The sequence below is a fragment of the Endozoicomonas sp. ALC020 genome (assembly GCF_049275935.1).
Classification (GTDB): domain Bacteria; phylum Pseudomonadota; class Gammaproteobacteria; order Pseudomonadales; family Endozoicomonadaceae; genus Endozoicomonas_A.
The window spans coordinates 4,255,001-4,281,215 of sequence record NZ_CP184830.1 but is presented as its reverse complement, the minus strand read 5'-3'; the positions used below and the strand labels follow the sequence as shown (position 1 = coordinate 4,281,215).

Genomic DNA, 26,215 nt, shown 5'->3' with positions numbered 1-26,215 from the left:
CACCTACTTAACTCAGATTTCCTTTCGAATTAAGATTATCTGGCTATCCTTATCTCCCATATCCAGTCTTTATGAACTGCCGGCATCTTGATACTGGCTTCTGTCTGGAGCCAACTGTCCTGAGTTCAACCCATGGCAATGCACCCCATGATCCAACTTAAAGACTGCGACCGAGTCTGGATTAACGTCAATCTGGCGACTTTTGATCCTGCCGTATCAGATCCTTATGGCTTGAAACACCATTGTGCCCTGGGTATTCACAGTGGAAAAATCGCACGCATCGAATCCATGTCCGAGGTTACCGCTACGCGACTGCCCTATGACGTGATCGATGGTCATAATGGCTGGCTGACACCCGGCCTCATAGACTGCCATACGCACCTGGTTTTCGGCGGCCATAGAGCTCAGGAATTTGAACTGAGACTGAAAGGCGTGCCCTATGAGCAGATTGCCGCCCAGGGCGGTGGCATTCTTGCCACTGCCAGGGCCACCCGGGTGCGCTCCAAAGAGCAACTGATCAAATCGGCTCTGCCCCGCATCAAGGCATTAACCACTGAAGGCGTTACACTGATCGAGATCAAATCAGGCTATGGCCTGAACCTGACAGATGAAATCAAGATGCTGGAAGTGGCCAAAGAGCTGCGCAATCGCCATTCTGTAAAAATTATCAATACCTTGCTGGTTGCCAATGCATTGCCTCCGGAGTATGCGGGCAGAACCGATGAATACGTCGACATGATCTGCCAACAACTCATCCCGGAATTAGCTGAAAAAAAACTCGCAGAAGCCGTGGATGTAAATTGTGAAAATGTTGCCTTCACCATGACCCACAGAGCCAGAATTTTTCAGGCAGCTATAGACCACGGCCTGCCGACAAAATGCCATACCGAACAGTTCAAAGAAAATGGGGGAGCTTCTCTGGCAGCACAAATGAATGCACTCTCCTGCGATCACCTGCAACATATCTCTGAGCAGGGTATTGCCGATATGGCCGAATCCGGATCTATTGCGGTACTGCTTCCCGGGTCTTACTACTTCATGCGTTCTCAGACTGTCCCCCCCGTGGAACTGCTAAGGCAATATCAAGTCCCGATCGCTCTTGCCACAGATACCAACCCAGGGACGTCGCCACTGGCCTCAATAAGAATGATGATGAATATGGGATGTATCTTTTTTGAACTCACACCCGCAGAAGCTCTGGCAGGGGTCACTGTTAATGCTGCTCGTGCGCTGGGTATTGCCGACCACTATGGCAGCCTCGAAGAGGATAAAGTGGCAGACTTCTGCCTGTGGGATATTGATCATCCCAATGAACTGGCTTACCAACTGGGGCACTGTCCTTTGCGGCAGCGGGTTGTTGATGGGGTGATTACTGATGTTAGTGACTGATGGACTCAAACAGGGAGAGTTCCCACTCACAATTTTGTGGAACTGAAGGAAGCCGAGCAGAAAGATTATGACCCTAGCAGCCTGTCGGACTTAAGACTGTCCTACTGCGGTTGCAATAAATTGGTCTAAAAATCCCTGTTTCTTCGTCAAATAGCTCGCTATTCTCCTCAGAAACAGAGATTTTTATCCTCAATTTCTTGCAATCCTCGCTACGGACGCTTAAGTCCGACAGGCTGCTAGTGAATAGCTATACCAACCAATAGATTCATTACTGAAAAATCTCACACTGAGTGTAAATCCACCTGCCAAAAAGACAACTATGTGCTGACCGTCTGGACTGTTCATCGGCTGACTCGATACGAATGCCCGGAAAGTAAGATTCTTGAGCCAAAAGAAAGCTTACGCCGTGGCTCGCCTACGTAAAGTCAGGAAAAATTTATCCCGGTCTGGATTGATGTCGATATTGCACGGGCAAAAAATCACTTTCTGGTTAACGCACTGTGGGTATCATATGCAATCCCGTTCAAACTAATACGAGAAAAGCTACTCGTAGAGCTCAAATTCGAACGACATCTGTCCGTAATTAAAATGACATCTGAATCAGGACTTGTTGGGAATATCACTGATATATCCCGATACTTTTCGGTAGTAATCATCAGCTCTGACAGGGACAACCGGAGATTATACAGTTATTGCCTTTTAGCGAGAGTTAGTTGCTATTGGCAAGATAGCATTTACCAGGGCATTAGAGATAAAAGACTGGGGACCTGTTTTAGCAAATTATGAGGTCAACTTGTAAAAAAAATCGACACCTTACATAAAAAGCTTTGCTAGACTGTTTCTCCAAGCCATTCAGTCGAAGAGCATCAAGTTGACCGTTCTATATCGTTAAGACTTATAGAGACTAGTGTTTTTATAATCCTGCATGCTTGAAAGTGAGCTTTGCTTACTCGGGCTGTATTGTTTGTCTATTGCCAAAGAAAGACGTTTTTCTGCATTTTTGTGTTGTTTGTCGTTTATTGCCTCACTGTATGTGAGAGGGTGATGTCTTGCACCTAAAGATGATCAACTGAAAAATCCGGAAAAAAATTGGACGGGCGGTAGCCTTTCTTTTAAATTTATCAATCAATTAGTTCTTCGTGAAACAATGAACAGTTAATTATCAAATGAAAACAAGTATGTTGCAAGCCCTGCCTATAGCAAAAAGATCAAATCCATCATAACTTAATGCAAGCTAACTTGTATCCTATACACTTTTAATTTGTCGTTTGCCTTACCGGCTCTGAAAGATTTTTTTATTTCATAAATAAACTTAAATGCCTAATGTAATCCCGTGTTAATAATAACTACACCCTGCTAGAAAAGAGGTCGCATGTTCAAAAATGTTTGTTATGAAGTATCCGAAACTTACCGAAAAAAAAATCTGGTTATTAATCTCGCATGGGATGACATAAAAGTACGTTACGCAAGATCAGTAATAGGTCCTTTCTGGTTAGTAATGACCACAGCGATCAGTGCATTGGGTTTGGGTTATGTCTGGAGCATACTCTTCAATCAAGATAAAGCGACGTTTATTCCAGCACTCTGTATAGGCTTGGTTATCTGGCAGTTTCTTTCGTCGTGTATATTGGAAACACCTAACTGTTTTATAGTAAACGCTCCAATAATCAGGAATACCATTAACCCGATATTGATATATCCTCTGGTGGCAATTATTAGAAATTTGATTATTTTGGCACATAACTTTCTTATTATATTTATTGTGTTTTATCTCTATCCACCGGAGCTGAATTATAACACCTTTCTGATCATTCCTGGCCTCATTTTGGTTATTGGCAACCTGATCTGGATCTCGATAATTCTAGGTTTTTTTGGTGCCAGGTATCGTGATCTCTCGCCAGCCATTACATCTATGATGACCATCCTGTTCTTTCTAAGCCCGGTTATCTACAAACCGGAGCAACTAGGCCTTAGAGCGATGGTTATGTGGTTGAATCCGTTCACATACCTGATCAGTGCAATCCGTGATCCACTTACTGGTAACGCGAGCCCTTTGTTTTCATATGTTGTGATGACGAGCACCTTGTTACTTGGTTTTATGATTACAGCGTTTATGATTGAAAAATACCGATACAGAATTCCATACTGGCTTTAGGTGAGCTTAGATGGCCCATGTCAAGTTAGAAGACGTCTCATTGGAATATCCCCTGTACAATACAGAGAGCACTTCGATAAAACATCACTTGCTGCGTGTGGCTACTGGAGGACGGATAGCTGTTAACTCACGCAAAAATACGGTGGTTAAAGCACTATCTAATATCAACCTGGACATTAAAGATGGTGATCGCGTTGGGATTATTGGCCATAATGGAGCAGGTAAATCGACATTACTTCGATGTATTACAGGAATTTATCAGCCAACATCTGGAACCATAAAGCGTCAAGGATCTGTGGCACCCTTAATGGAAATTGGAGCAGGTATGGAGCCTGAATTATCAGGTTATAACAACATCAAACGTCTATTGGGGCTTCAGGATGTCTCGGATGAATACGCTGAGGCATTAACCGAGAACATTGCAGAATTTTCAGGACTTCAGGACTTCTTGTCATTACCTGTTCGAACCTACTCATCAGGAATGTTAATGCGTTTGATGTTTTCAGTATCAACCGTGAGGACTCCTGATATTTTGGTGATGGATGAGTTTTTTAGTGTAGGTGATGAGTCATTCAGAGAAAAAGCGGAATCTCGAATCATCAAACACATAGACAAATCATTAATATTTATTTTTGCCTCGCACAGTCAATCTCTATTAAAAAAAATGTGCAATAAGATTTTTGAGCTAAAAAACGGTGTCATTTCTTAGTATCACCTTATTGGTAACACAATAAAAGCCAACCATACTGCCTAAAGCATTATTGAAATTCACATTCATCAAGTAAGCTAAGCAAGGAGAAATCAAATGTTTTTCCAAAAAAAAAACCGCAACTATAATTCAGTTTTAGAAATTGAGAATCTAGCTAATCAGATACTTTCGTTGACTAATAAAAAATCACAACCAAACACCAACAAACTGAACGAATTACTTAGAGATGTCAATTTATTAAAGTGGAACACAAAGACTTTCGGTTATGAGCTTGGAAAATTTCTTGAGCCAAACCTTAAATCAATTGAAATGCATGGAGAACCAAGAAAACATAATCTTACTAGTAAGCTAACTACACAGACTGATGTAGAAAGCACTTGGTTCAAGTATTGGTGCAATGAATTAAAGATTGCTCCATTTTATCACAGAAAACTATGGGAATTTGCTTTTGTTCTTCAGGCTCTTTTTGAGCATGAGGTGTTGCTATCTGGGAATAAATGTATGGGTTTTGGATGTGGAGCGGAACCATTAGTATCTTATTTTGCAAGCAAGAATTTATTTGTTATGGCAACTGATCTAGATGAAAGAAGCTCAAAGAAAAAAGGTTGGATTTCAACAAACCAGTATTTATCAAACAAAGAACAAGGCTTTAAAGAGGAACTTGTTGACATAGATTTATATAATAAAAACGTCGAATACAACAATGTTGACATGAATGATATACCAGATTCATTTACTGGTTATGACTTCTGCTGGTCTATCTGTGCATTAGAACACTTAGGGTCAATCAACAACGGTTTGGAATTCATCAAAAACTCTTTAAATGTTTTGAAACCAGGAGGGATTGCGATTCATACCACTGAATATAATTACACTTCAGATCACGAAACAATAGATAATTGGCCGACTGTTTTGTTTAGAAAATGTGACATGAAAAAACTTTCTAAAGATTTAAGCAAACATAAGCACCACCTTTATGATATTGATTTCTCAATCGGAGACATGATTCTTGACAAATTTATCGATATACCTCCATACTCGTCTAAAGCCTACAGTAGCATAAAACAAACAGCACATCTTAAGTTAACAATTGATGGATTCCCTTGTACATGTATCGGTATTATTGTAAAAAAAAGTGAACTTTGAGCAATGAATATCGCAATTGACGGACATAATTTAGGAGCTAAATACGGGACAGGCTTAGCGGCATCGGCTAAGAGCCTTGCCTATAACTTGTCAGAAATGGGACATAATGTATACCCAATATATGCCTTAAGTGGGATTCATAATAATAAGATGTTAATGTCATCTTCATTTTTTCAAAATTTAGCGACTAAGGGAGAATTAGATTCAATAAAAAGTTTAGGTTTCGCTCTCAATACCGCAAAGTACATTATTGGCAACTTCTTCCCTCTTTTTTCGAGACTCAAGCACATTGCTTCATGTTATCCACTAGAATTGGCATCAATGCAAAATATGTTGCCGGAAGAAGTGGCGGGCTACCTAAATGCACCTGTTTTGTATAATTCCTCTTACGCAATCTCTGTGCTTTTTGGAACTGAAACGAGGATAAACAAGCCCAAAAGCATTAACTTAGATATTTTGCATTTAACTATGCCACTACCAATCCATATCAGAGGTATTAAAAAAATAGTGACAGTTCATGACATTATCCCTCTAAAGGTCCCGAAGTCATGTGACATTAATTTGAAGTACTATTACAAGACGCTTATGGTGAGTCTCAAAAAAGCCGATTTGATATTTGCAACATCAACAAACACTAAAAATGATCTAATTGAGGTTTTAAAAATACCTGAAAAGAAGATACACATTACTTACCAAGCAGCAAGAATACCTGATTACATTAATCATTTACCTGACGAGCAACTGACCCCACTTTTAAATTACTACCAACTAAAAAAAAACAAATACTTTATTTTTTATGGTGCCATAGAACCTAAGAAAAACTTATTTAATCTTGTTCAAGCGTTTAGAATTTCAAAGACAGATTTTCCGTTAATAATTATTGGCAAAAATGGCTGGCTTTACGAGGACGTTCTACAATTGCTAGACGAAAACAATAGTTCAAATTTAAGATCTAAGATCAGAAGAATACCTTATCTGCCATTCACACACATTCTTTATTTGCTAAAAGGTGCAAGGTGTCTCATATTTCCGTCAATCTATGAAGGGTTTGGCCTTCCAGTTCTAGAATCAATGACAATTGGTACACCCGTGATTACCAGTAATTCCAGCTCTATAACTGAGATTGCTGGCAATGCGGCATATTTGATTGACCCAAATAGTATTGAAAGTATTAGAAAATCTATTGAATTTATGTCTGCTAATGACAAAATCGTTAGTTCTATGAGTGAAAGAGGATTACTCCAATCAGATAAGTTTTCGCTTAAAAATTATCAAAAAAGATTATCAGAAGGTTACATGATACTGTGATACCAGTAGTTTATTACCTACTTTTTGGGAGATGTCTTTATGTACTGGAAAAAATACACTTGTTTAGCGGATTGCGATATCCAGTATTTGCGTGATACTGTATACAAATTACCCAAAGATGCCCATGTTATAGCTGCTGGAGTTTACAAGGGGGGTGATGTCATGTCCATGTACAACAAAAGACCCGATTTGCATTTTACTGTCTTTGACTCTTTTAAAGGATTAGCTGTACCTAAAGTACAAGATAGTTGCGAAGATCAGTGCTCTGAAGGCGAGTGTAATGCAGGTGGTTTGAATAGTTTTATTCAGGGTTTTAAGGATGTTGGAATTTATGATCATATTAACATCAAAACCAATGAGGTTTGGATCACTGTTGAAAATATTAAAAAGTTTAAAATCGCACCTGTTGATTTTTTATGGTTGGATTTAGATCACTACGAACCAACTTTTGCGATGTTAGAGATATGCAAAAACTTATTAAAGCCAAATTCAATAGTCGCAACACATGATTATGATTTTTTTCGTTGCCCCGGAATAAGAAAAGCTTGTCATGAGGTTTTCCCCAACTGGAAGGTACAACCTAATACAGGAATTGCTCAGGCTAAAATCAAAAAAAAACGGTTTTTTAATGTAAAGCAATTATTAAGAATTTAAAATTCAAATAATAAAAAATAGTCGAACTATTTAAGCTTCTAATAAAAGGTAAGATTTTATCGTTTATTATCAAATAGTGTGAATTATGCATATAATAATCCTTGCTAGAATTCCTCATCGTGTGGGAATTGTAGGTGGCGATGATGATGTTAGCCCCTCCCACTGTTAAAGGATTGTAGTCCCGATTACAAATCAACCAACTAAATAAAGCAATGTGTGGTAGGTAGGAGTCGTGCCACGTTATTCTGAATAACACGTTAAACTAGGGAAAAATCATTAAAGCCCTCGATGCAAATCGGTCTCAATGGCTATAAGGATATCAAACTATAGAGTAATATATAAATTCATTGTCTGATATAAAAAAAGATTTGGATGTTCTGGAAATGGATGCCTTGCTCTTATCTCACAATATGGAATTATTAAAAAAGTTTTGTAATAGTTTTATCAGGCTTGACTGCGGAGTTATAGATACTTCTTATTTATGTTAAAACTTGGAGTCGTTTCATCATTCGATGTAATGTGTGGGAATGCAACCTATGCCAGAGCCATAGTTGATGGAATTAGTAAATTCTATGATGTAGTACCCATAGAAATACCTGTAAGTTTACAAAAAAAACATAACTCAAAAACCATAAAGAAAGTGTTTGATAAATTAGAGCTACTGGATGCTGCCAATCTCCAGCTTGAACTGAGTCTTTTTGGTCCAACTCCAAAATCAGCCACAGTCCTTATCAAAAAATTAATATCATCAAATAAAATAAAATCAATTACGATGCATCGAGTAGAAGAAGAAATGCCAAGCATTATCAAGACGTTGTATCAAAGCTATAAAATAAATGGTTTTAAAAATTTATTTAACAACATATTAATGAGCTATGTACAAAAAAAAATCTATAAAAGCTACAAGGAAATAATAACTACTGCTTATGAAAAAAATGTAGTATTTATTGTCCATACAAAAAGGGAAAAGATGAGAATAATCAGAATACATAGTAAAGCTAGAGTGGTTGTGCACCCGATTTTATGGCCAGAAGATATAAAAACCAAAAAAAATATCAAACTTGACGACAGGTTTAATAACAATAACAAGGTGATAGGCGTTTTTGGTTTTATTTCACACTACAAAAATTTTCTGCAAGTGGTAAGGGTTGCTAAAAATGAGAATTATAATTTGGTGATGGCCGGATCAACTCACCCAACAAATCAAAGCTATGGAAAATTAAATGATAAAAACAATGCAGCGTTATTAGTGTCAAATGAATTATATAATGGAGATAATCGCTACAAAAGTTATTACATTTGTACCGCACCCGATGATGATATCTTTTTAGCATTAATAGAAAATGTTGACTTAGTCGTTATTCCCTATTTGGAAACAGGCCAGTCAGGAAGTGGGATCGCAAGCCTTGCTATTCAATATGGGAAAAAGGTTATATTTTCAGATACAGCTCTAGTTGCGGAGTTGAGCTGCTTTTTAAATAAAAAACCACTATTGTTTGATGTTAATTCTGATGCCAGTATGGCATCTGCCATAAAGGATGCATTGCAATTTCAAAATGAACATGAGATCAAATTTGAAGGTTACAGTTTCTCTACTAACATCAAAACCTATATTAATTCTCTCAGTACAAATGAGGTAGCCATATGACCAGAGTGTTAATCACTGGTGTGACTGGTATGGTTGGTTCTCATCTGCTTGATTATTTAATTGATCAAACAGACTGGACAATATACGGCATGTTACGTTGGAGGTCTTCGTTAGATAATATAAGTCATCATGTAAGACGCATTAATAGTGGTGATCGTATAAATCTGGTATACGCAGACCTCCGGGACAGCATGTCCATAGATCATGCGGTTCAAAGTGCACTACCGGACTACGTATTTCATTTGGCTGCTCAGAGTTATCCAAAAACTTCATTTGATAGCCCATTAGAAACAATGGACACCAATATTCAAGGTACTGAAAGATTGCTGGGTGCGCTGAGAAGACACTGTAAAGAAGCTATCATTCATGTTTGCTCAAGTTCAGAAGTATTTGGGCGTGTGTCGAGTGATAAACTACCTATCAATGAAGAGTGTACGTTTCACCCTGCATCCCCCTACGCTATTTCGAAAGTTGGTACCGATCTCATTGGACGTTATTATGCTGAAGCTTATGGAATGTGCGTGATGACAACCCGAATGTTTACGCATACCGGTCCGAGAAGAGGTGACGTCTTTGCCGAGAGCAGCTTTGCCAAACAAATAGCAATGATTGAAGCCGGTTTGATTGAACCGGTTGTAAAAACTGGAAATTTGGACTCACTAAGAACATGGGCAGATGTAAGAGATGCTGTTCGTGCTTACTACATGATGCTGACCATAAAACCAACACCAGGTGAATATTATAATATCGGTGGAGATTTTACACTTTCAGTAAGAGATATGCTTACAAAGCTTATTGAACTATCGATGTATTCATCCATTGAAGTGAAAACAGACCCAGAAAGATTAAGAGCAATTGATGCAGACCTACAAGTTCCTGACATTAATAAATTCAGAAATCATACTGGATGGCAGCCAACAATAAAATTTGAAAAAACAATGGTAGACTTACTTAACTATTGGCGAGACCAGGTCAAGCTTAAAAAAGACTTCTTAACAAGGTGAAAAAATTGAAGCATATATTGGTGCTAACATCTATACATGGTGAACAGCCTGCTTTAGATGAAATTCGTACTGGTGTTGAAAAGAATAATTGGCAATGTGTTATAGCAGGTGACACGATATCGAAACCAATACAGAGTAGTGATTCATTACTCTTTTACTCTATCATTGATCAGCTATCCAGTAACTTCTCTTATGCAAAGCTTGCCCCAACTAGAAATTATTGTAGAAAGAATCTCGCTTACCTCAAAGCAATGGAAATGGGGGCAGATGTTATCGTTGAAACTGATGATGATAATATACCATATGATGTTTTTTTTAAGGATCGTGAACATACATTTGATATTAAAACAACACATGAAGAAGGCTTTATTAATATTTATAGGTATTTCACAGAAAACCAAAAGATATGGCCGCGTGGCTTTAGCCTTGAAGATATAAAAAGAGATCTCACTGGCTTTAATAGTTTAAATAGTAAAACAAAATATTGCCCTATTCAAAATGGATTGGTTGATGGAGATCCAGATGTGGATGCGATTTATAGGTTGATATTGGATCTTCCATTTGAATTTGAACACAAAAATAGGATAGTAGCATTAAACAAAAATTCTTGGTGTTCTTTTAATACTCAAAACACTACTTTTTTCAAAGACTTTTTCCCACTGATGTACCAACCTGCAACACCACTGTTTCGTGAGGCGGACATCGTGCGTTCAATGGTGATTACACGTATCTTATGGGAAAATGATGCAAATGTTATGTTCCATTCACCTAATGTTGTTCAACAGCGTAACGATCATGACATTATTTTGGATTTGCGTGAAGAAGTTCGCTTATATTCTTTTGCTAAGGAAATTGCTGCCAAACTTGAAAAACTTAATCTCGATTCTGGCTCTGAAGCTTTTTACAAGAACATGGTCAAGTGTTATGAAGTCTTTAAGCCATATGGCATGATTACAGATCAAGAGTTCATGTATTTAGAAGCCTGGTTTAAAGATTTAACCATGAGAAAATAAATATGAGCGCCGATAAAAAAAAATATTCTATTGGTTTTTTAATTCACGACGGATGTTTACGTAATGACTCCCTTGAATTATTCTTTCCTGAAATACAAAATTATTATTGCCATAAAGCCATGGCTCAAAAAAGTCAACTTTATGATATATTTATTATCACTTCAGAAGGTCAGGTACTGAATGAAAATTTAAGGGGTAGGCTTGAAAATGTAACAGTTAACGATTTGAATTTGGATTTTGTATTTTATAATGATAATGACTGCTACTTCGACGTTTTTGCATTATATGCTGTTTGGGTGCCGCAAAGCTTTACAACTTGGATACCGTTTCAACGAATAACGGAATGTTTTTTGAAGTCCTGTACATACGCAAATTTGATACCAAATTATAGTAATACAGATCATATTAATACTGTAGATCCCAGATACTTAGAACTTTTAAAACCAGAAGAAGACCTATATTTGTATACACACAATTCATATAAAAAAAACCTAGAGCCAAAAAAAGATTTTTCACAGATCAAATTATTTTATATAGCGATGTCTGATCCATTGCAAAGACATGGGGGCTTAATCTCGTTGTTGGATAAAACTGATTTTTGTGCATTTTATGGACCAAAAAGAAAATGGTTAGGAATTAAAAGTTATGTATCTTCCTTGCCTTTTGGTGACGAAATTTTTCCTGTGGTAAATGATTGTGGAGTCTATCTTGGCATACACAATCCAACGCATTCTTGGTATGAGTTTTTTACAAATAGAGTGCTTGAAGCTGCGCAGTCAGGCGCCATATTAATTACAAACGATTTCAGCAATTTAAAGCAATTATTTCAAAACTCAATCTTTACTCTTGATCTTACTTTGCCTGACCAAGAAGTTTTTAAAAAAATTAATAAAATCGTAAATTGGATTCAAAAAAACCCAATAGAAGCTAGAAAAATGGCAGTTCAATTTCAAAAGAAATTTACAGACCTCTATTTGAAGGAAGATTATCTTCTAAAGCTTTGCGAAAGAGTGGTCAAGCAAAAGGAAGTATATAGATCAAGACTCTTAAATGTTGCTGGTAATGACATCGTAGATATTTTCTATGCTCATCAAGATAAAAATGTAATGGTTATTGATCAGATAATAAATCAGATCAAGAATCAACACTATCATAAATTGAATTTTGTATTGATTTGCAGGCCTTCTCTTATTGAGAATTTCAATAAGAAACTGACTTATGCTTTTTATGATACATCTATTACATTCAAAGTAAAAAGTTCATTATCTGAAAAAAGGTCAATAGGTCAGAACAATACAGGCTCTATGTTTTTAGAAGCCATACGATATTTTGAAGGGAATTATTTTACTTTTATAGATATTAATTCAAAGTGGCATAAAGACCATATCTTAAGATTATTATGGGAAATCAAGAATCCAAATGATCAATTAGAGTGTGTTTATTCTGATACTTATTATGATTACAACGGTAAAAGCATAGGTTTAAATGTAGTACCAGTACCAACCGATGAAAATTATGAAAAACAAGCTTTAGTACACCCCATGTCAGTATATGACATAATAAGTTTTACATTGTTGCATAATATAATTGATAGACAGGCATGGCCTTCTTTTACAGATTATGAAGTCCGTACAGAAAGAAGATTTTTAAAAGGTGTTCAATTATTCAATAAAAATGTTTTAACCATGTTGAGTGATGATTTAAAAGCAAAACTTAACTCACTAGATGGAGCAGAGCATTTGTTTTTTTTAGTATTGTTGGTTATTAATGAGAAATATCATTCTATAAAATATACTAAATACAATTCATTTGGCTTATATGTAAAAGACGTTCCAAGTCATATAAAAGGTGTTAGTAGTAAAATTAGATACTCTATGTATCCTAATGCTCCTTTGATTAGCACACCTTATTTTAGGGCAGTTCCTTCTATGGCAGGGCAGTTATATAGAACATTATTTTCTTATGACCGGCTATGGAAGCTGTCTACCCGGTACATTACTGTAAATCACAATGTATTAGATGATGAAAGGTTAGAATTTTACCTGCAAAAACAATCAGTTTCAGTAAATCGGCTAAATAGATTATATCGAATTATAAAGCGTATAATATTTGTTCCCAAAAGGAAGGTTTTGCAAAAAATCAAACAATATTTACTTCAACCCTAGCAATAGGTATAAGGCTATTTTCTTTCATATACAAATAACTTAATTAGTTTATCTAAGGTATTAGCTAATTCTTTATTTTAAATATCTCTAATTGGTTGACCTTGAATTTTTAAATATTTTTTTACATGAACTTTAGAAATGCAAATATGAAAAATATTGAAAAAGTTATTGTAACTGGAGCACAAGGCTTAGTTGGCTCTGCATTTGTAAAGCTTCTTGCCAGTGAAGGCTACACAAGCATTATCCCTATCGGGCGCCAGGAATGTGATCTGGTGGATCAAAAACAAACGCTTGAATTTTTCCAAGACCATAAGCCAGACTATATCTTCCACTGTGCAGCAAAAGTCTATGGCATCATGGGCAATATGTGTAACAAAGCCAAATCCTTTTATGAAAACATTATGATCAACACTAATGTAATCCAGGGAGCACATTTGGCTGGTACTAAAAAAATAACCGTTATGGGAACAGGATGCGTCTATCCTTACCCGTCCCCTTCCTTACCATTGAAGGAAGATATAATTTTTAATGGTCGCCCGCACGAAAGTGAAGACAGTTATGCCCAAGCCAAGCGGGCAATGCTTGCAATGTGTGAATCTTATCAAGAGAGTTACGACTTGGATTGGGCATACGTAGTTTCTTGCAATTTATTTGGCCCTAATGACAAGTTTGATGCAGAGTTTGGTCATGTTGTACCTGCGCTAATCAAAAAGTTCTACGATGCAAAAGTACAAGGTAAATGCGCCGAGGTTTGGGGTGATGGCTCAGCAGAGCGTGACTTTCTGTATGTTAAGGATGCAGCAAAAGCAGCTATTGACATTATGCAAAATCTAACAGGCCCGGTTAATATTGGCAGTGGTTCTGTGTATTCAATAAAACAAATTGTTGAACACATTGCTGATATTGCAAACATGCAGAATTCGTATCAATGGGACAAAAATAAACCCAATGGACAGGATTATAGGAGCTATGATTTGTCAAAAATGGAAAGTGTAGGATTTAAGCCAGAATGGAGTCTGAGAAAAGGCCTGGAAGAAACATGGAACTGGTATTGCGAAAATCAGGACCGAGCAAGGAAATCTTAAATATCATGGAATTATAAACTTCCTAAACCCGCTTTTTTTTTTACTGCTGACATAAGTAATAGTCCGTTCTTCTATTATCAATCTATCACGATTGGTATCTTCGTAGTGGTAATGTCGATATGACCAAATTAGTAAGATCGAGAGCACCGTTAAGATTAGGTATAGCCGGTGGAGGAACAGATGTAAGCCCTTATGCAGATGTCCATACCGGTTATATTCTTAATGCCACCATTGAACGTTATGCCTACTGCACCATTGAAGAAATAGAAGATAGTAAAGTCAATTTCGTTGCAACAGATCGAAGCATTGATATATCAATACCGCGAGACTTCTTTCCATTCTGTATGGATGGAACTCTGGATTTGCATAAAGCGGTATATAATCGCACCATCGGTGAATTTAATAACAACCGCCCTATTAATGTAAAAATTACTACCTACTGCGATGCTCCTGTTGGTTCCGGACTTGGTGCTTCATCAACTTTGGTAGTCGCCATGATCAAGTGTTTTGATGAATATTTTGGCATTGGACTTGATGACTATCAAATCGCCCATCTGGCTTTTTCTATAGAGCGAGGCGACTGTAATTTACATGGCGGTCGACAGGATCAATACTCTGCTACCTTTGGTGGTTTCAATTTTATGGAGTTTTATGCAGACAACAGAGTGTTGGTAAATCCATTACGGATCAAAGAATGGATTGTATGCGAACTTGAAGCATCACTAATCCTCTATTATACCGGCAAGTCCAGATTAAGCGGATCGATTATTGATCAACAGGTTGAGAAGATTCAAAGTGGTGAAACAAAATCCATTGAAGCCATGCACAGTATCAAAGAATCTGCGTTGACCATGAAGGAAGCTTTACTTAAAGGTGATTTCAATCAGTTTGTGGACCATTTAAATCTAAGCTGGGAAAGTAAGAAACAGACGGCTCAGTCAATATCCAACCCAATGATTGATTCCGTATTTCAATCAGCCATGGAAGCTGGGGCTCTTGGTGGAAAGATTTCTGGTGCAGGAGGTGGAGGATTTATAATGTTCTTTGTAAAACCTGAACGAAAAAATGCAGTCATTCAAGTGTTAAAGGAAAATGGCGGCTGGACCAGTAACTGCCAGTTTTGTTATGAAGGCTCACAATGCTGGACGATTAATCAATGAGTATCAATTACATTACACATAGCTTGGCTCAACATTACTCCCTGATTGCTCAAATGCAGGATGATGAAACGCTTATCAATTCGCTTAATATGGCAGTTGCTAAAGTCATTCATTGTTTTGAGAATAATCAAAAAGTAATGTTTGCAGGCAATGGTGGCAGCGCTGCTGATGCACAACATATGTCTGCTGAATTTGTATCACGCTTTATGTTTAACCGCCCGGGCCTACCTTCAATCGCGCTGACCACGGATACGTCTGCGTTAACCGCTATTGGTAATGATTATGGGTTTGATGTTATTTTCTCACGTCAAATTGAAGCCGTTGGTAGCTCAGGTGATGTGTTCATTGCCTATTCAACCTCTGGAACATCACCCAATATCCTACAAGCACTTGATGTTGCCCGTACTCGTGATATTAGTTGCATTGGCCTTACGGGTGCCAAGCCAGAAAGTATGGCAATGGTTGAACGATGTGATATTACTTTGCGAGTCCCTCATGATTTAACACCTCGTATTCAGGAGGGACATTTGCTATTAGGACATATTTTATGTGGTGCAGTGGAAGATACGCTGTTCAATAAAGAGTAATCATTATGATTTCTGAAGCAATTATACTCGCTGGGGGCTTAGGTACACGTTTACGATCGGAGATTGGGGATATTCCAAAACCAATGGCTCTGATTTCCGGCAAGCCCTTTCTTGAAATTTTGATTCATAAATTAGAGTCTGGTGGAATAAAGCACATTATCTTGTCATTAGGTTATAAGGCTCAGTCCATCATTGAGCACTTTCAAAACAAACAATTGACCTCTTCACTCTCTTTCGTTGTTGAAGATAAACTATTAGGTACTGGCGGCGCCATTAAGCTGGCTACTAAAAAAATGTCGACAGATTTTGCATTGGTGATGAACGGTGACACTTATCTGGATATAGATATTAATGCCGCTTCTCTATTCTTTGATAAATACAAATCACCGGTTATTTTTGGTTATGATATTGATGATACACACCGTTATGCCCGTATAGAGTCTGAAGGCACTCTGATAACAAAAATTGCTGAGAAATCTGGTACTGGCCCCGGTACTATCAGCGCTGGTGTTTATATACTACCCAAAAAAGCACTGGACCGTTTCCCTTCGGGTAAAGCATTTTCTATTGAATATGATTACTTTGAATCTTTAACCAGAGAAGATAATTTTCGACTGTTCCATTCACAACAATATTTTATCGACATTGGTACACCAGAGACTTACAAGTTGGCACAAGTTGAACTGAGGAATCAACTCCCGGAACTGTTTAAAACCTGAATTGTTTTTTTGATGATAGAGTTTATGAAAGTACTTCATTTTTTTAAAACCTATTATCCTGATAGTTATGGCGGCATTGAAAATCTTATTTTTCAGCTGGCAAGTAACGGTGATAAGCAGGGTATTCAATCAGAGGTATTGTCATTAAGTTCAAATGGGGGTGCACGAAATGAAAGAATTGAGAACCATCTGGCACATCGCTCTAAGCTTGATTTTTATCTGGCGTCGACGGGTTTTTCATATTCTGTGTTCAACGACTTCAGAGAATTGGCTGATAACGCAGATATAATACACTATCATTTTCCCTGGCCATTCATGGATGTTGTTCACTTTTTCAACAGGATAAAAAAACCTACCGTAGTCACTTACCATTCAGACATTGTTAAACAAAAATATCTATATTATCTCTATAAACCATTGATGTATTTATTTCTGAAGAGTGTAGATCGGGTTGTCGCTACCTCTTCAAATTATTTAAAAACCAGCTGTGTGCTAAAAAATATAAAAAAGAAAGTTGACGTTATTCCACTTGGCATAAATGATCATGCTGCCGCACCTGCTCCAACCCTTCTAAAACTCAAGTGGCAACAAACTATCCCCTCGCCTTTTTTCCTTTTTATTGGCTCCTTTCGCTATTACAAAGGCCTCCATATTCTTTTGGAATCCATGAAAGGTGTTGATTTACCGGTTGTGCTTGTTGGCATCGGTAAGCTAGAGAAGGAACTCAAGAGACAAGCACACAGGCTAGATCTGCGAAACATTTATTTTTTAGGAGCATTGTCTGATGAAGATAAATGTGCACTGTTAGAATTATGTTTAGGTGTTGTGTTTCCATCCCATCTTAGGTCAGAGGCTTTTGGCATCACTCTGGTTGAAGGCGCAATGTATGGCAAGCCACTCATCTCAAGCGAAATCGGCACAGGCACTACATATATCAATATTGACAATGAGACAGGTCTTGTCGTACCACCCTCCAATTCCACCGCCTTAAAAGCAGCAATGCTCACTCTCTGGAATAACCCTCAATTAGCTACCCACCTCGGCACTAATGCCAGAGCCCGTTATGAACAGTTTTTTACCGTTGATAAAATGGTGAGGGGTTATGCCGAACTGTACAAAAGTGTATTGGCTCAATAGCAAGATAGGCCTACAAAATAGTTACGACTGCAAACTTGTTCGTCAAACGTTTGTTTTTTTGCTTTACCTGTTTTTTTTCTAATCATAATAGCCCTTTGTTCAAAGGCCGACCGACAGGGCAGACCTCTGATTTGCTATGCAACGTTTAGCTGGGCAGTCTGGACAGGATGAGCTTTAAGGATTCTTTGATTTCCACATTGTCGGCTTTCAGTGCAGCAATCTCTTTGCCTTGCTGATCAAAACGTTTGTCTACCTGATCAAAACGTTTGTCTACCTGTTCAAAACGCTTGTCTACCTGTTCAAAACGCTTGTCTACATCTTCAAAACGTTTGTCTACCTCTTCAAAGCGTTTGTCTACCTGTTCAAAATGTTTGTCTACCTGTTCAAAATGTTTGTCTACCTCTTCAAAGCGTTTGTCTACCTGTTCAAAATGTTTGTCTACCTCTTCAAAGCGTTTGTCTACCTGTTCAAAATGTTTGTCTACCTCTTCAAAACGTTTGTCTACCTGTTCAAAATGTTTGTCTACCTCTTCAAAACGTTTGTCTACCTGATCAAAACGTTTGTCTACCTGTTCAAATCGTTTATCTACCTCTTCAAAACGTTTGTCTACCTGCTCGAAACATTCGTCTATCTGAGCGAACCCTTGATGCATTTCAGCACGGGTTTTACTGGCGTAGCTGACAATCCCCGTCAGGGTGTCTCGGATATGGTCAAGCTCTGTTTCGGGCGTTTGTTTAGCGTTTAAACTCATGCTGTGCTCCTGAAAAGTGAATGAGAGGGACAGCATAGCAGACAAAACAAATCAGTGAGCTGGAAATATGAATAAAAAATTAGAACTGGATTTAGCCATATAACACCATAATGATATGGTACCCACGATCTTTGACAACAGTTAAAAGTAGAGGTTTAACCTAAACTTTATTTAAAAATTTAAATCGTGACTATTTTAATCACTGGTGCCACTGGTTTTATAGGGAAATCACTGGTCAACAAACTCAAAACTATGACGCTACCCTACCGTTGTTGTATCAGAGATCGAACAGCATTTTCTGATTTATCCCCTGAGAAAAATATAGTCATTGTTGGAAATATTGATGGTAAAACTGACTGGCGCTTGCCGTTACGCAATATCAAGATTGTCATCCATCTTGCCGCTCGTGCGCATATTACGGTTGTTTCCTCCAGCGATTCGCGCAATGAATACAAGAAGATAAATACTGACGGTACATTGAACCTCGCTCGACAAGCTGCCAAAGCAGGCGTTCAACGTTTTATTTTTATTAGCACCATAAAAGTCAACGGTGAAACCACATCCGGTTTACCTGCTTTTAACGAGACGTCAAAGCTCACTCCACAAGACCCTTATGCTATTTCAAAATGTGAGGCTGAAATTGGCTTAAAGCGTATTATTAATGAGACAGGTATGGATCTGGTCATTATCCGTTCGCCTCTGGTTTATGGCCCTGGTGTCAAGGCCAATTTTTTCAGCCTGATGAAGCTCGCTGATAGCTCTTTGCCTTTACCTTTTGGCGCTATAAACAACAGCCGAAGTATGCTGTACGTTGGCAATCTGGCTGATTTTATCGTCAGATGCATTGACCATCCGGCAGCAGCAAACCAAACATTTCTGATTTCAGATAATAACGATCTCTCGTTAGCTATGCTCGTGAGGCTATTACGAACTTCACTCGGACGATCTGTTCATTTATTGCCGATTCCTTCCTGTATGCTCCGTGCTGTTGCAATTCTTGTTGGTAAACGAGAGCTGACAAGCAAGCTGATTGGTGATTTACAGGTTGATCCCGCAAAAGCAATCCATCTTTTAGACTGGGAACCCCCTTATTCTGTCGAACAGGGTATTCAGGCCACCGTTGCGGCCTACTCCCAAGGTAAAGATAAAGAATAAAGTGTACCGTTTTTTCGATTGCCTGCTGGCTTCAATAGGTTTGATTCTTGGATCACCTCTGCTTCTGGTGATTTATATTATGGGTCTTTTCGATACTGGCTCTCCTTTGTTCAGCCAAGAGCGAGTTGGGCACTATAAAAAGCCGTTTGTTCTTTTGAAGTTCCGTACCATGCAAGTAGGTACTTTCTCTGTTCCCAGTCATCTTGTCTGCTCGTCATCCATTACACCGCTGGGTCGTTTCCTACGCAAAACCAAGCTGGATGAACTACCACAGCTCTGGAATGTTCTGCTCGGCGATATGAGTCTGGTAGGACCAAGACCAAATCTTTTTAATCAGGAAGAACTGATTGAAGCTCGTGAACAACTAGGGGTTTATGATGTGCGGCCAGGCGTTACCGGGCTTGCACAAGTCAGCCAGATTGATACGTCTACCCCTGAACTTCTTGCCAGAACAGACAGCCAAATGATCCAGACCTTAACGAGGCTGTCGCAAAACTCTGGTTCCCGCCTTCACCCCCGTCATTCCCAACTTCATTCTCGTCATTCCCGATTTCATTCTCGTCATTCCCGCGAAGGCGGGAATCCACACTGACTCACCACCAGAACCATACTGCCCGGTGCTCCCCTGGCCTTGTCATCCCCGAGAAGGCAGAGATCCACCGTTGGCGCTGGATTCCCGCCTTCGCGGGAATGACGAACTCAGAGCATAGGAACGAGCTGTTGGAGTTTTGCGACACCCTCAGAGCGTGGGAACGAGTTGTTAGAGTTTTGCGACGCCCTCCTTCGCGGGAATGACCACCTCAGAGCATGGGAACGAGCTGTTGGAGTTTTGCGACACCCTCTAACCCTCTGGGATTATTTTAAATATATTTTGATGACTGCAACGGGAAGAGGTCAGGGAGATAGAGTGCGCTTTGCAGGGAAAAGTCATGAAAACCCCTGAAATTATTTATCTCTAGATTATATTTTTTTCTTTTCAATGCGTCCATGCTCTTATAACTACACATCAGGATAAGACCCCAGCATGAATGCTCACAATTTGATTTCACAACTCCCTATTATCAGTGACCCACGCTAAGCCACAAGCTCACAGACACCCTTTTTCTGACCATCTGTGCTGACATTGTCGGCGCAGAAGACTGGGACCATCGGCACAAAGCGGTTCCAGAAGTATTTTATTGACTGGATGCTGGCGGTCAAAGGCACTCAAGCTTAAAAAAGGCCTTCGATCATCACTTCTCTTTGGAGAAGCTAAACCAATGGCAGAGTGACACATCGAGAATAGGCTTCACTGGTAACTCGATGTTGCGATGAGAGAAGACGAGTGTCGCATCCGAAGAAATGACGGAGAAGAAATTCTAGCAGGCTTTAGACATATTGCAGTCAATCTACTGAACAACACGAAAACCTTCAAAGCAGGTCTGAAGAGAAAACAAAAGAAAGCAGCTATGAGTACACGCTATCTGGCTGAAGTTCCTGCTGGGCAGGCTCTTTCATGATTTTGCAGTGGCGCGCACTCTTCTCGACTAGGCAGAGTCAAGGAATACGTACTATATTACGTACGTTGATAGTGAAAGAATCAGGAGAAAACCCATGAGCAGATACAGTGCCAGCGAAGCCCGTGCAAATCTGTACAGGCTGATTGATGAAACCGCCCAAAACCATAAACCAGTTCTCATTACCGGCAAACGGAATAATGCCGTAATGGTATCTGAAGAAGACTGGAGTGCTATTCAGGAAACACTTCACCTGCTCAATGTACCAGGTATGCGAGAATCCATCCGTGAAGGATTAGCCAGTGATATTTCAGATTGCAGTGAGGAACCCGGCTGGTGAGTTGGAAATTAATTTACACCCGGCAGGCCCAAAAAGATGCAAAGAAAATCTCAGCAGCAGACCTCAAAAACAAAGTAGAAGACTTGCTGCAAATACTGGCGATCAATCCATATCAAACGCCACCACCCTATGAAAAGCTGATTGGTGATCTGAGTGGAGCATTATCACGGAGAATTAATATCCAGCACCGGCTGGTTTATCAGGTACTTAAAAAAGAGAAGACCGTTAAAATTATCAGGATGTGGACACACTACGAATAGTTGGTCATTGCCTTCAACGGCTTTTCAAGATACTGCTGTTGTTCAGAAACAAATTGATTATCAGACTGATTGATCTGCTGTTCGAGTAGCAGGGAAAAATTATGAACCCCCCTGAAATTATTGCCCTGTAGCTTATATTTTTTTCTTATTAATACGTCTATGGCCTCATACCTGCACAACAGGATAAGGCCTCAGCATGAATGCTCACGATTTGATTTCACAACTCTTTATTATCAGTGACCCTCGCCAAGCTTGGAAAGTCGTTCATAAGCTAACAGACATCCTTTTTCTGACCATCTGTGCTGTCATTGTCGGCGCAGAAGACTGGGGTGAGTGAGTACGATCAGCCCAGAAGTGTTTAATTGGCTGGATGCTGGCGGTCAAAGGCAATCAGGGTAAGCTTGAAAAGGCCTTCGATCATCACTTCTCTTTGGAGAAGCTGGACCAATGGCAGAGTGACACATCGAGAATAGGTCTAGGATTCCCTGGTTGAAATCGTTCGGAGTGATAACAATTGCTGTCGGATCAGAGTATGGTTTACTGGTGATCTGACAGAGAATAACATCACCTTTTCCGACGCTGGCAAGTGTAAGAGCCGGGCGGCGTTTAGTTGACGACAAGTCGGAGAACGGGAAATTGATAGTGACTATTGTTCGTGCTGAAGGCATTCCCATGCTTCATCATCATCTGGCTTATTCCAGTCTGCTGCGAGTGACGGTTCACTTAACGGCACTTCATCATTAACCCGCTGGCCGGGTGACTCCTCAAGTATGGTTATCAATACGTTAGACCCCGAAGGCAACACCAGATTATCTGGCAGTTTGAGGTTGCCCTTACTGTCTACAGTGGCTTTGTATGTCTGAAACATATCCATGCTCCCTGTATCAATGGTTCATCAACGATAGCTTAGCTCTGTAGTGAGGGGAAGCTATTGACACCTGGAAAACGAGGGTATGTTTTAAGAAAAGTGATAAAGGAAGCTTGATGGTGCGATGAGAGAAGATGAGTGTCGAATTCGAAGTAATGCCGGGGCAGAAATTTTGGCAGACTTTAGACAGTCACTCTGCTAAACAGCTCGAAAACGTTCAAAGCAGGCCTGAAGGGAAAGCAAAGGAAAGCTGTTATGAGCACATGCTATCTGGCTGCTGTCCTGGCCAGGCACGTACTTTCATGATTTTACCGTGACTCACGTTTAGGTGGTCAAACCTCAGTTCTCCGCGACCAACATCTTTAATGTTCTTGGTGATGATATGGCTGGCACCGTCAGCCATCGCCAGCTCTACCAGGTGATTATCAGCTTCGTCTGGTAATTTTGGCCGCCAGAGATAATAGATCTCAACCCACTGGGTAATACTTAGCAGCGCGTTGAGCACCTGTTCACGTTCCGACTCAATAGGTAAGCGGTGTTTATTACCCATCCAGGGAAAAATCATGAAAGCCCCTTCAATTATTGGCCTGAAGCTTATATTTGCTTTCTTTTTAATGCGTCTATGGTCTTATATCTACACATCAGGATAAGGCCTCAGCATGAATGTTCACGACTTGATTTCACAACTCTCTATTATCAGTGACCCTCACCAAGCTTGGAAAGTTGGCCATAATCTAAATAATCGTCCTTACTCATGATTCGATCCTGAATGAGAAAATAAACATTATATTGCAAGACAATAGCTCATATCGTCTACAGATTTAAATGCAGACAAGCTGATTGGTGATTTACAGGGTCGATCCTGCAAAGGCAATCCACCTTTTAGGCTGGCAACCGCCCTATCCTGTCGAACAGGGTATTCGGGCTACCGTTTTGGCCTATTCTCCAGGTAAAAAATGAAGTGTATCGTTTCCTCGATTGCCTGCTGGCTCTACTCGGTCTAATTCTCAGCTCGCCTTTACTTCTGGTAATTTATATTATGGGTCTTCTTGATACCGGCTCTCCCCTGTTCAGCCAGGAACGGGTTGGCCGTTATAAAAAGCCGTTTGTGCTTGTGAAGTTCCGTACCATGCAAGTGGATACTTTCTCTGTTGCCAGTCATCTTGTCCCTTCCTCATCCATTACGCCACTGGGTCGATTCCTGCGTAAAACCAAGCTGGATGAACTGCCACAGCTATGGAATGTTCTGGTTGGCGATATGAGTCTGGTAGGTCCACGGCCTAATCTTTTTAATCAGCAAGAGTTGATTGAAGCCCGTGAACAACTCGGGGTGTATAATGTGTTGCCTGGCCTTACCGGACTTGCGCAAGTCAGACAGATTGATATGTCCACCCCTGAACTGCTTGCCAGAACAGACAGCCAGATGATCCGATCCTTAACTCTTCGGGATTATTTTAAATATATTTTGATGACTGCGACGGGGAAAGGTCAGGGAGACCGGGTGCGATGAGTAGTAATAACAAAAACCCCGGTCAATCTCTCAACCGGGGTTCTGCTTTATTCAATGCCTGGCGATGACCTACTCTCACATGGGGAAGCCCCACACTACCATCGGCGATGTGTCGTTTCACTTCCGAGTTCGGGATGGGATCGGGTGGTTCCAACACTCTATGGTCACCAGGCAAAACTGGTCGAGCCGTTGGCTCTCGAGCTGGAAGCTTGAAGCTGGAGGCTTGAAGCTGTTTCTCGAAAGCGGAAGGCTCTGGAATCCAAATCTCGTTTAAGCTGTGTGTCTATTCTTGCTCAACACTCTCGTTCACTGTGTACGGCTTCAAGCTTCAAGCTTCCAGCTTGCTAGATCGCTTTGGCGTTATATGGTCAAGCCTCTCGAGTCATTAGTACGGGTTAGCTCAACGCCTCACAACGCTTACACACCCCGCCTATCAACGTCATAGTCTTTAACGTCTCTTATGGGCCTTACGGCCAGGGAAGTCTCATCTTGAAGGGGGCTTCCCGCTTAGATGCTTTCAGCGGTTATCCCGTCCGAACTTAGCTACCGGGCAATGCGTCTGGCGACACAACCCGAACACCAGTGGTTCGTCCACTCCGGTCCTCTCGTACTAGGAGCAGCTCTCCTCAAACTTCCAACGTCCACGGCAGATAGGGACCGAACTGTCTCACGACGTTCTAAACCCAGCTCGCGTACCACTTTAAATGGCGAACAGCCATACCCTTGGGACCGGCTTCAGCCCCAGGATGTGATGAGCCGACATCGAGGTGCCAAACACCGCCGTCGATGTGAACTCTTGGGCGGTATCAGCCTGTTATCCCCGGAGTACCTTTTATCCGTTGAGCGATGGCCCTTCCATTCAGAACCACCGGATCACTATGACCTACTTTCGTACCTGCTCGAGATGTACCTCTCGCAGTCAAGCTGGCTTGTACCATTACACTAACCGCACGATGTCCGACCGTGCTTAGCCAACCTTCGTGCTCCTCCGTTACTCTTTGGGAGGAGACCGCCCCAGTCAAACTACCCACCACACAATGTCCCCGATCCTGCTAAAGGACCTGGGTTAGAACCTCAATATTGCCAGGGTGGTATTTCAAGGTTGGCTCCATGCAGACTGGCGTCCACACTTCAAAGCCTCCCACCTATCCTACACAAGCAACATCAAGATCCACTGTGAAGCTGTAGTAAAGGTTCACGGGGTCTTTCCGTCTAGCCGCGGATACACTGCATCTTAACAGCGATTTCAATTTCACTGAGTCCTGGGTGGAGACAGCGTGGCCATCGTTACGCCATTCGTGCAGGTCGGAACTTACCCGACAAGGAATTTCGCTACCTTAGGACCGTTATAGTTACGGCCGCCGTTTACCGGGGCTTCGATCAACCGCTTCTCTTGCGATAACAGCATCAATTAACCTTCCGGCACCGGGCAGGCGTCACACCGTATACGTCCACTTACGTGTTAGCACAGTGCTGTGTTTTTAATAAACAGTCGCAGCCACCTGGTATCTTCGACCACCGCCAGCTTACGGAGCAAGTCCGATCACCGGCAGCGGCGCACCTTCTCCCGAAGTTACGGTGCCATTTTGCCTAGTTCCTTCACCCAGGTTCTCTCAAGCGCCTTGGTATTCTCTACCTGACCACCTGTGTCGGTTTCGGGTACGGTCCCTTTTGACCTGATGCTTAGAAGGTTTTCCTGGAAGCCTGGCATCAACCACTTCCCCACCTTGGTGGGTTCGTCATCAGTTCTCGGCTTTGTGAACCCGGATTTGCCTGAGTCCACAGCCTACGACCTTAAACAGGGACAACCATCGCCCTGCTGGCCTAGCCTTCTCCGTCACTCCATCGCAGTCAAAAGGGGTACAGGAATATTAACCTGTTTCCCATCGATTACGTCTTTCGACCTCACCTTAGGGGCCGACTCACCCTGCGCCGATTAGCGTTGCGCAGGAACCC

The 26,215-nt window shown here is 40.4% G+C and carries 23 protein-coding genes, 2 rRNA genes and 2 pseudogenes (1 of these 27 only partly in view); 22 read left to right on the top strand and 5 right to left on the bottom strand.

Features of this window, described 5'->3' with window-relative positions; translation table 11 throughout:
* The first annotated feature begins 147 nt into the window (after positions 1–147).
* The 15 genes from hutI (at position 148) to ACOJUO_RS16155 (ending at position 17,879) form a co-directional block, all read left to right on the top strand.
* The gene (gene hutI / locus ACOJUO_RS16225; protein WP_422137501.1) at positions 148–1,389 is read left to right on the top strand and encodes an imidazolonepropionase; all 1,242 of its coding nucleotides are present in this window, start codon (positions 148–150) and stop codon (positions 1,387–1,389) included.
* Positions 1,390–2,761: 1,372 nt separating this feature from the next.
* Positions 2,762–3,544, top strand: coding sequence for an ABC transporter permease (locus tag ACOJUO_RS16220; protein ID WP_422137500.1), 783 nt, complete (start codon positions 2,762–2,764; stop codon positions 3,542–3,544).
* Positions 3,545–3,554: 10 nt separating this feature from the next.
* The gene (locus ACOJUO_RS16215; protein ID WP_422137499.1) at positions 3,555–4,253 is read left to right on the top strand and encodes an ABC transporter ATP-binding protein; all 699 of its coding nucleotides are present in this window, start codon (positions 3,555–3,557) and stop codon (positions 4,251–4,253) included.
* Between the two features lie 96 nt (positions 4,254–4,349).
* Positions 4,350–5,399 carry a methyltransferase domain-containing protein gene (locus tag ACOJUO_RS16210; protein WP_422137498.1) on the top strand — a complete coding sequence of 350 codons (1,050 nt, stop codon included), beginning with the start codon at positions 4,350–4,352 and terminating at the stop codon, positions 5,397–5,399.
* A gap of 3 nt (positions 5,400–5,402) precedes the next feature.
* Entirely contained in the window at positions 5,403–6,707 is a 1,305-nt protein-coding gene (locus tag ACOJUO_RS16205) for a glycosyltransferase family 4 protein (protein ID WP_422137497.1), read from the top strand.
* Between the two features lie 39 nt (positions 6,708–6,746).
* The gene (locus tag ACOJUO_RS16200) at positions 6,747–7,361 is read left to right on the top strand and encodes a hypothetical protein (RefSeq protein WP_422137496.1); all 615 of its coding nucleotides are present in this window, start codon (positions 6,747–6,749) and stop codon (positions 7,359–7,361) included.
* 481 nt (positions 7,362–7,842) lie between these two features.
* On the top strand, positions 7,843–9,009 hold the full coding sequence (locus ACOJUO_RS16195; protein ID WP_422137495.1) for a hypothetical protein: 1,167 nt from the start codon (positions 7,843–7,845) through the stop codon (positions 9,007–9,009).
* Positions 9,006–10,013: a GDP-mannose 4,6-dehydratase gene (locus ACOJUO_RS16190; protein WP_422137494.1), complete on the top strand. Its 1,008-nt coding sequence runs from the start codon at positions 9,006–9,008 to the stop codon at positions 10,011–10,013. Before ACOJUO_RS16195 ends, ACOJUO_RS16190 begins: the two co-directional genes overlap by 4 nt.
* 5 nt (positions 10,014–10,018) lie before the next feature.
* A complete protein-coding gene (locus ACOJUO_RS16185; protein ID WP_422137493.1) occupies positions 10,019–11,026 on the top strand; it encodes a hypothetical protein in 1,008 nt (335 codons plus the stop codon).
* 2 nt (positions 11,027–11,028) lie between these two features.
* On the top strand, positions 11,029–13,191 hold the full coding sequence (locus ACOJUO_RS16180; RefSeq protein ID WP_422137492.1) for a hypothetical protein: 2,163 nt from the start codon (positions 11,029–11,031) through the stop codon (positions 13,189–13,191).
* A 146-nt stretch (positions 13,192–13,337) separates the two neighbouring features.
* Entirely contained in the window at positions 13,338–14,276 is a 939-nt protein-coding gene (locus ACOJUO_RS16175; protein WP_422137491.1) for a GDP-L-fucose synthase family protein, read from the top strand.
* Positions 14,277–14,395: 119 nt separating this feature from the next.
* Positions 14,396–15,436 (top strand): GHMP kinase, encoded by a 1,041-nt coding sequence (locus ACOJUO_RS16170; RefSeq protein ID WP_422137490.1) that lies wholly within the window; start codon positions 14,396–14,398, stop codon positions 15,434–15,436.
* Positions 15,433–16,023 (top strand): D-sedoheptulose-7-phosphate isomerase, encoded by a 591-nt coding sequence (locus ACOJUO_RS16165; RefSeq protein ID WP_422137489.1) that lies wholly within the window; start codon positions 15,433–15,435, stop codon positions 16,021–16,023. Before ACOJUO_RS16170 ends, ACOJUO_RS16165 begins: the two co-directional genes overlap by 4 nt.
* 5 nt (positions 16,024–16,028) lie before the next feature.
* A complete protein-coding gene (locus ACOJUO_RS16160; protein WP_422137488.1) occupies positions 16,029–16,742 on the top strand; it encodes a sugar phosphate nucleotidyltransferase in 714 nt (237 codons plus the stop codon).
* 24 nt (positions 16,743–16,766) lie between these two features.
* The gene (locus tag ACOJUO_RS16155) at positions 16,767–17,879 is read left to right on the top strand and encodes a glycosyltransferase family 4 protein (RefSeq protein WP_422137487.1); all 1,113 of its coding nucleotides are present in this window, start codon (positions 16,767–16,769) and stop codon (positions 17,877–17,879) included.
* A 145-nt stretch (positions 17,880–18,024) separates the two neighbouring features.
* Here the strand turns inward: ACOJUO_RS16155 and ACOJUO_RS16150 are convergent, their stop codons facing one another.
* The gene (locus ACOJUO_RS16150) at positions 18,025–18,630 is read right to left on the bottom strand and encodes a hypothetical protein (RefSeq protein WP_422137486.1); all 606 of its coding nucleotides are present in this window, start codon (positions 18,628–18,630) and stop codon (positions 18,025–18,027) included.
* A 186-nt stretch (positions 18,631–18,816) separates the two neighbouring features.
* Between ACOJUO_RS16150 and ACOJUO_RS16145 the strand changes: the two genes are divergently transcribed.
* From ACOJUO_RS16145 to ACOJUO_RS16120, 6 genes and pseudogenes are all read left to right on the top strand, one after another.
* Complete coding sequence (locus tag ACOJUO_RS16145) at positions 18,817–19,785, top strand: UDP-glucose 4-epimerase family protein (protein ID WP_422137485.1); 969 nt, start codon at positions 18,817–18,819, stop codon at positions 19,783–19,785.
* Position 19,786: 1 nt separating this feature from the next.
* Positions 19,787–20,377, top strand: coding sequence for a sugar transferase (locus ACOJUO_RS16140; RefSeq protein ID WP_422137484.1), 591 nt, complete (start codon positions 19,787–19,789; stop codon positions 20,375–20,377).
* A gap of 679 nt (positions 20,378–21,056) precedes the next feature.
* A pseudogene (locus ACOJUO_RS16135) lies at positions 21,057–21,284 on the top strand (transposase); the annotation flags it as partial.
* A gap of 94 nt (positions 21,285–21,378) precedes the next feature.
* Entirely contained in the window at positions 21,379–21,621 is a 243-nt protein-coding gene (locus ACOJUO_RS16130) for a type II toxin-antitoxin system Phd/YefM family antitoxin (RefSeq protein WP_422137483.1), read from the top strand.
* A complete protein-coding gene (locus ACOJUO_RS16125; RefSeq protein WP_422137482.1) occupies positions 21,618–21,881 on the top strand; it encodes a Txe/YoeB family addiction module toxin in 264 nt (87 codons plus the stop codon). The genes ACOJUO_RS16130 and ACOJUO_RS16125 overlap by 4 nt, the downstream gene beginning before the upstream one ends.
* 196 nt (positions 21,882–22,077) lie before the next feature.
* Positions 22,078–22,209 (top strand): annotated as a pseudogene (locus ACOJUO_RS16120) (transposase family protein); the annotation flags it as partial.
* A gap of 318 nt (positions 22,210–22,527) precedes the next feature.
* Here ACOJUO_RS16120 and ACOJUO_RS16115 read toward each other — a convergent pair.
* A complete protein-coding gene (locus tag ACOJUO_RS16115; protein ID WP_422137481.1) occupies positions 22,528–22,749 on the bottom strand; it encodes a hypothetical protein in 222 nt (73 codons plus the stop codon).
* A 253-nt stretch (positions 22,750–23,002) separates the two neighbouring features.
* On the bottom strand, positions 23,003–23,314 hold the full coding sequence (locus ACOJUO_RS16110; RefSeq protein WP_422137480.1) for a PIN domain-containing protein: 312 nt from the start codon (positions 23,312–23,314) through the stop codon (positions 23,003–23,005).
* A 396-nt stretch (positions 23,315–23,710) separates the two neighbouring features.
* On the opposite strand from ACOJUO_RS16110, the gene ACOJUO_RS16105 reads away from it, so the two are divergent.
* Positions 23,711–24,259, top strand: a complete 549-nt coding sequence (locus ACOJUO_RS16105; RefSeq protein WP_422133013.1) for a sugar transferase — start codon at positions 23,711–23,713, stop codon at positions 24,257–24,259.
* Positions 24,260–24,315: 56 nt separating this feature from the next.
* On the opposite strand, the gene rrf is transcribed toward ACOJUO_RS16105, so the two are convergent.
* Positions 24,316–24,431 (bottom strand): 5S ribosomal RNA (rrf, locus tag ACOJUO_RS16100).
* Between the two features lie 192 nt (positions 24,432–24,623).
* Positions 24,624–26,215: ribosomal RNA gene (locus tag ACOJUO_RS16095) — 23S ribosomal RNA — on the bottom strand; it runs 1,876 nt beyond the window's last position.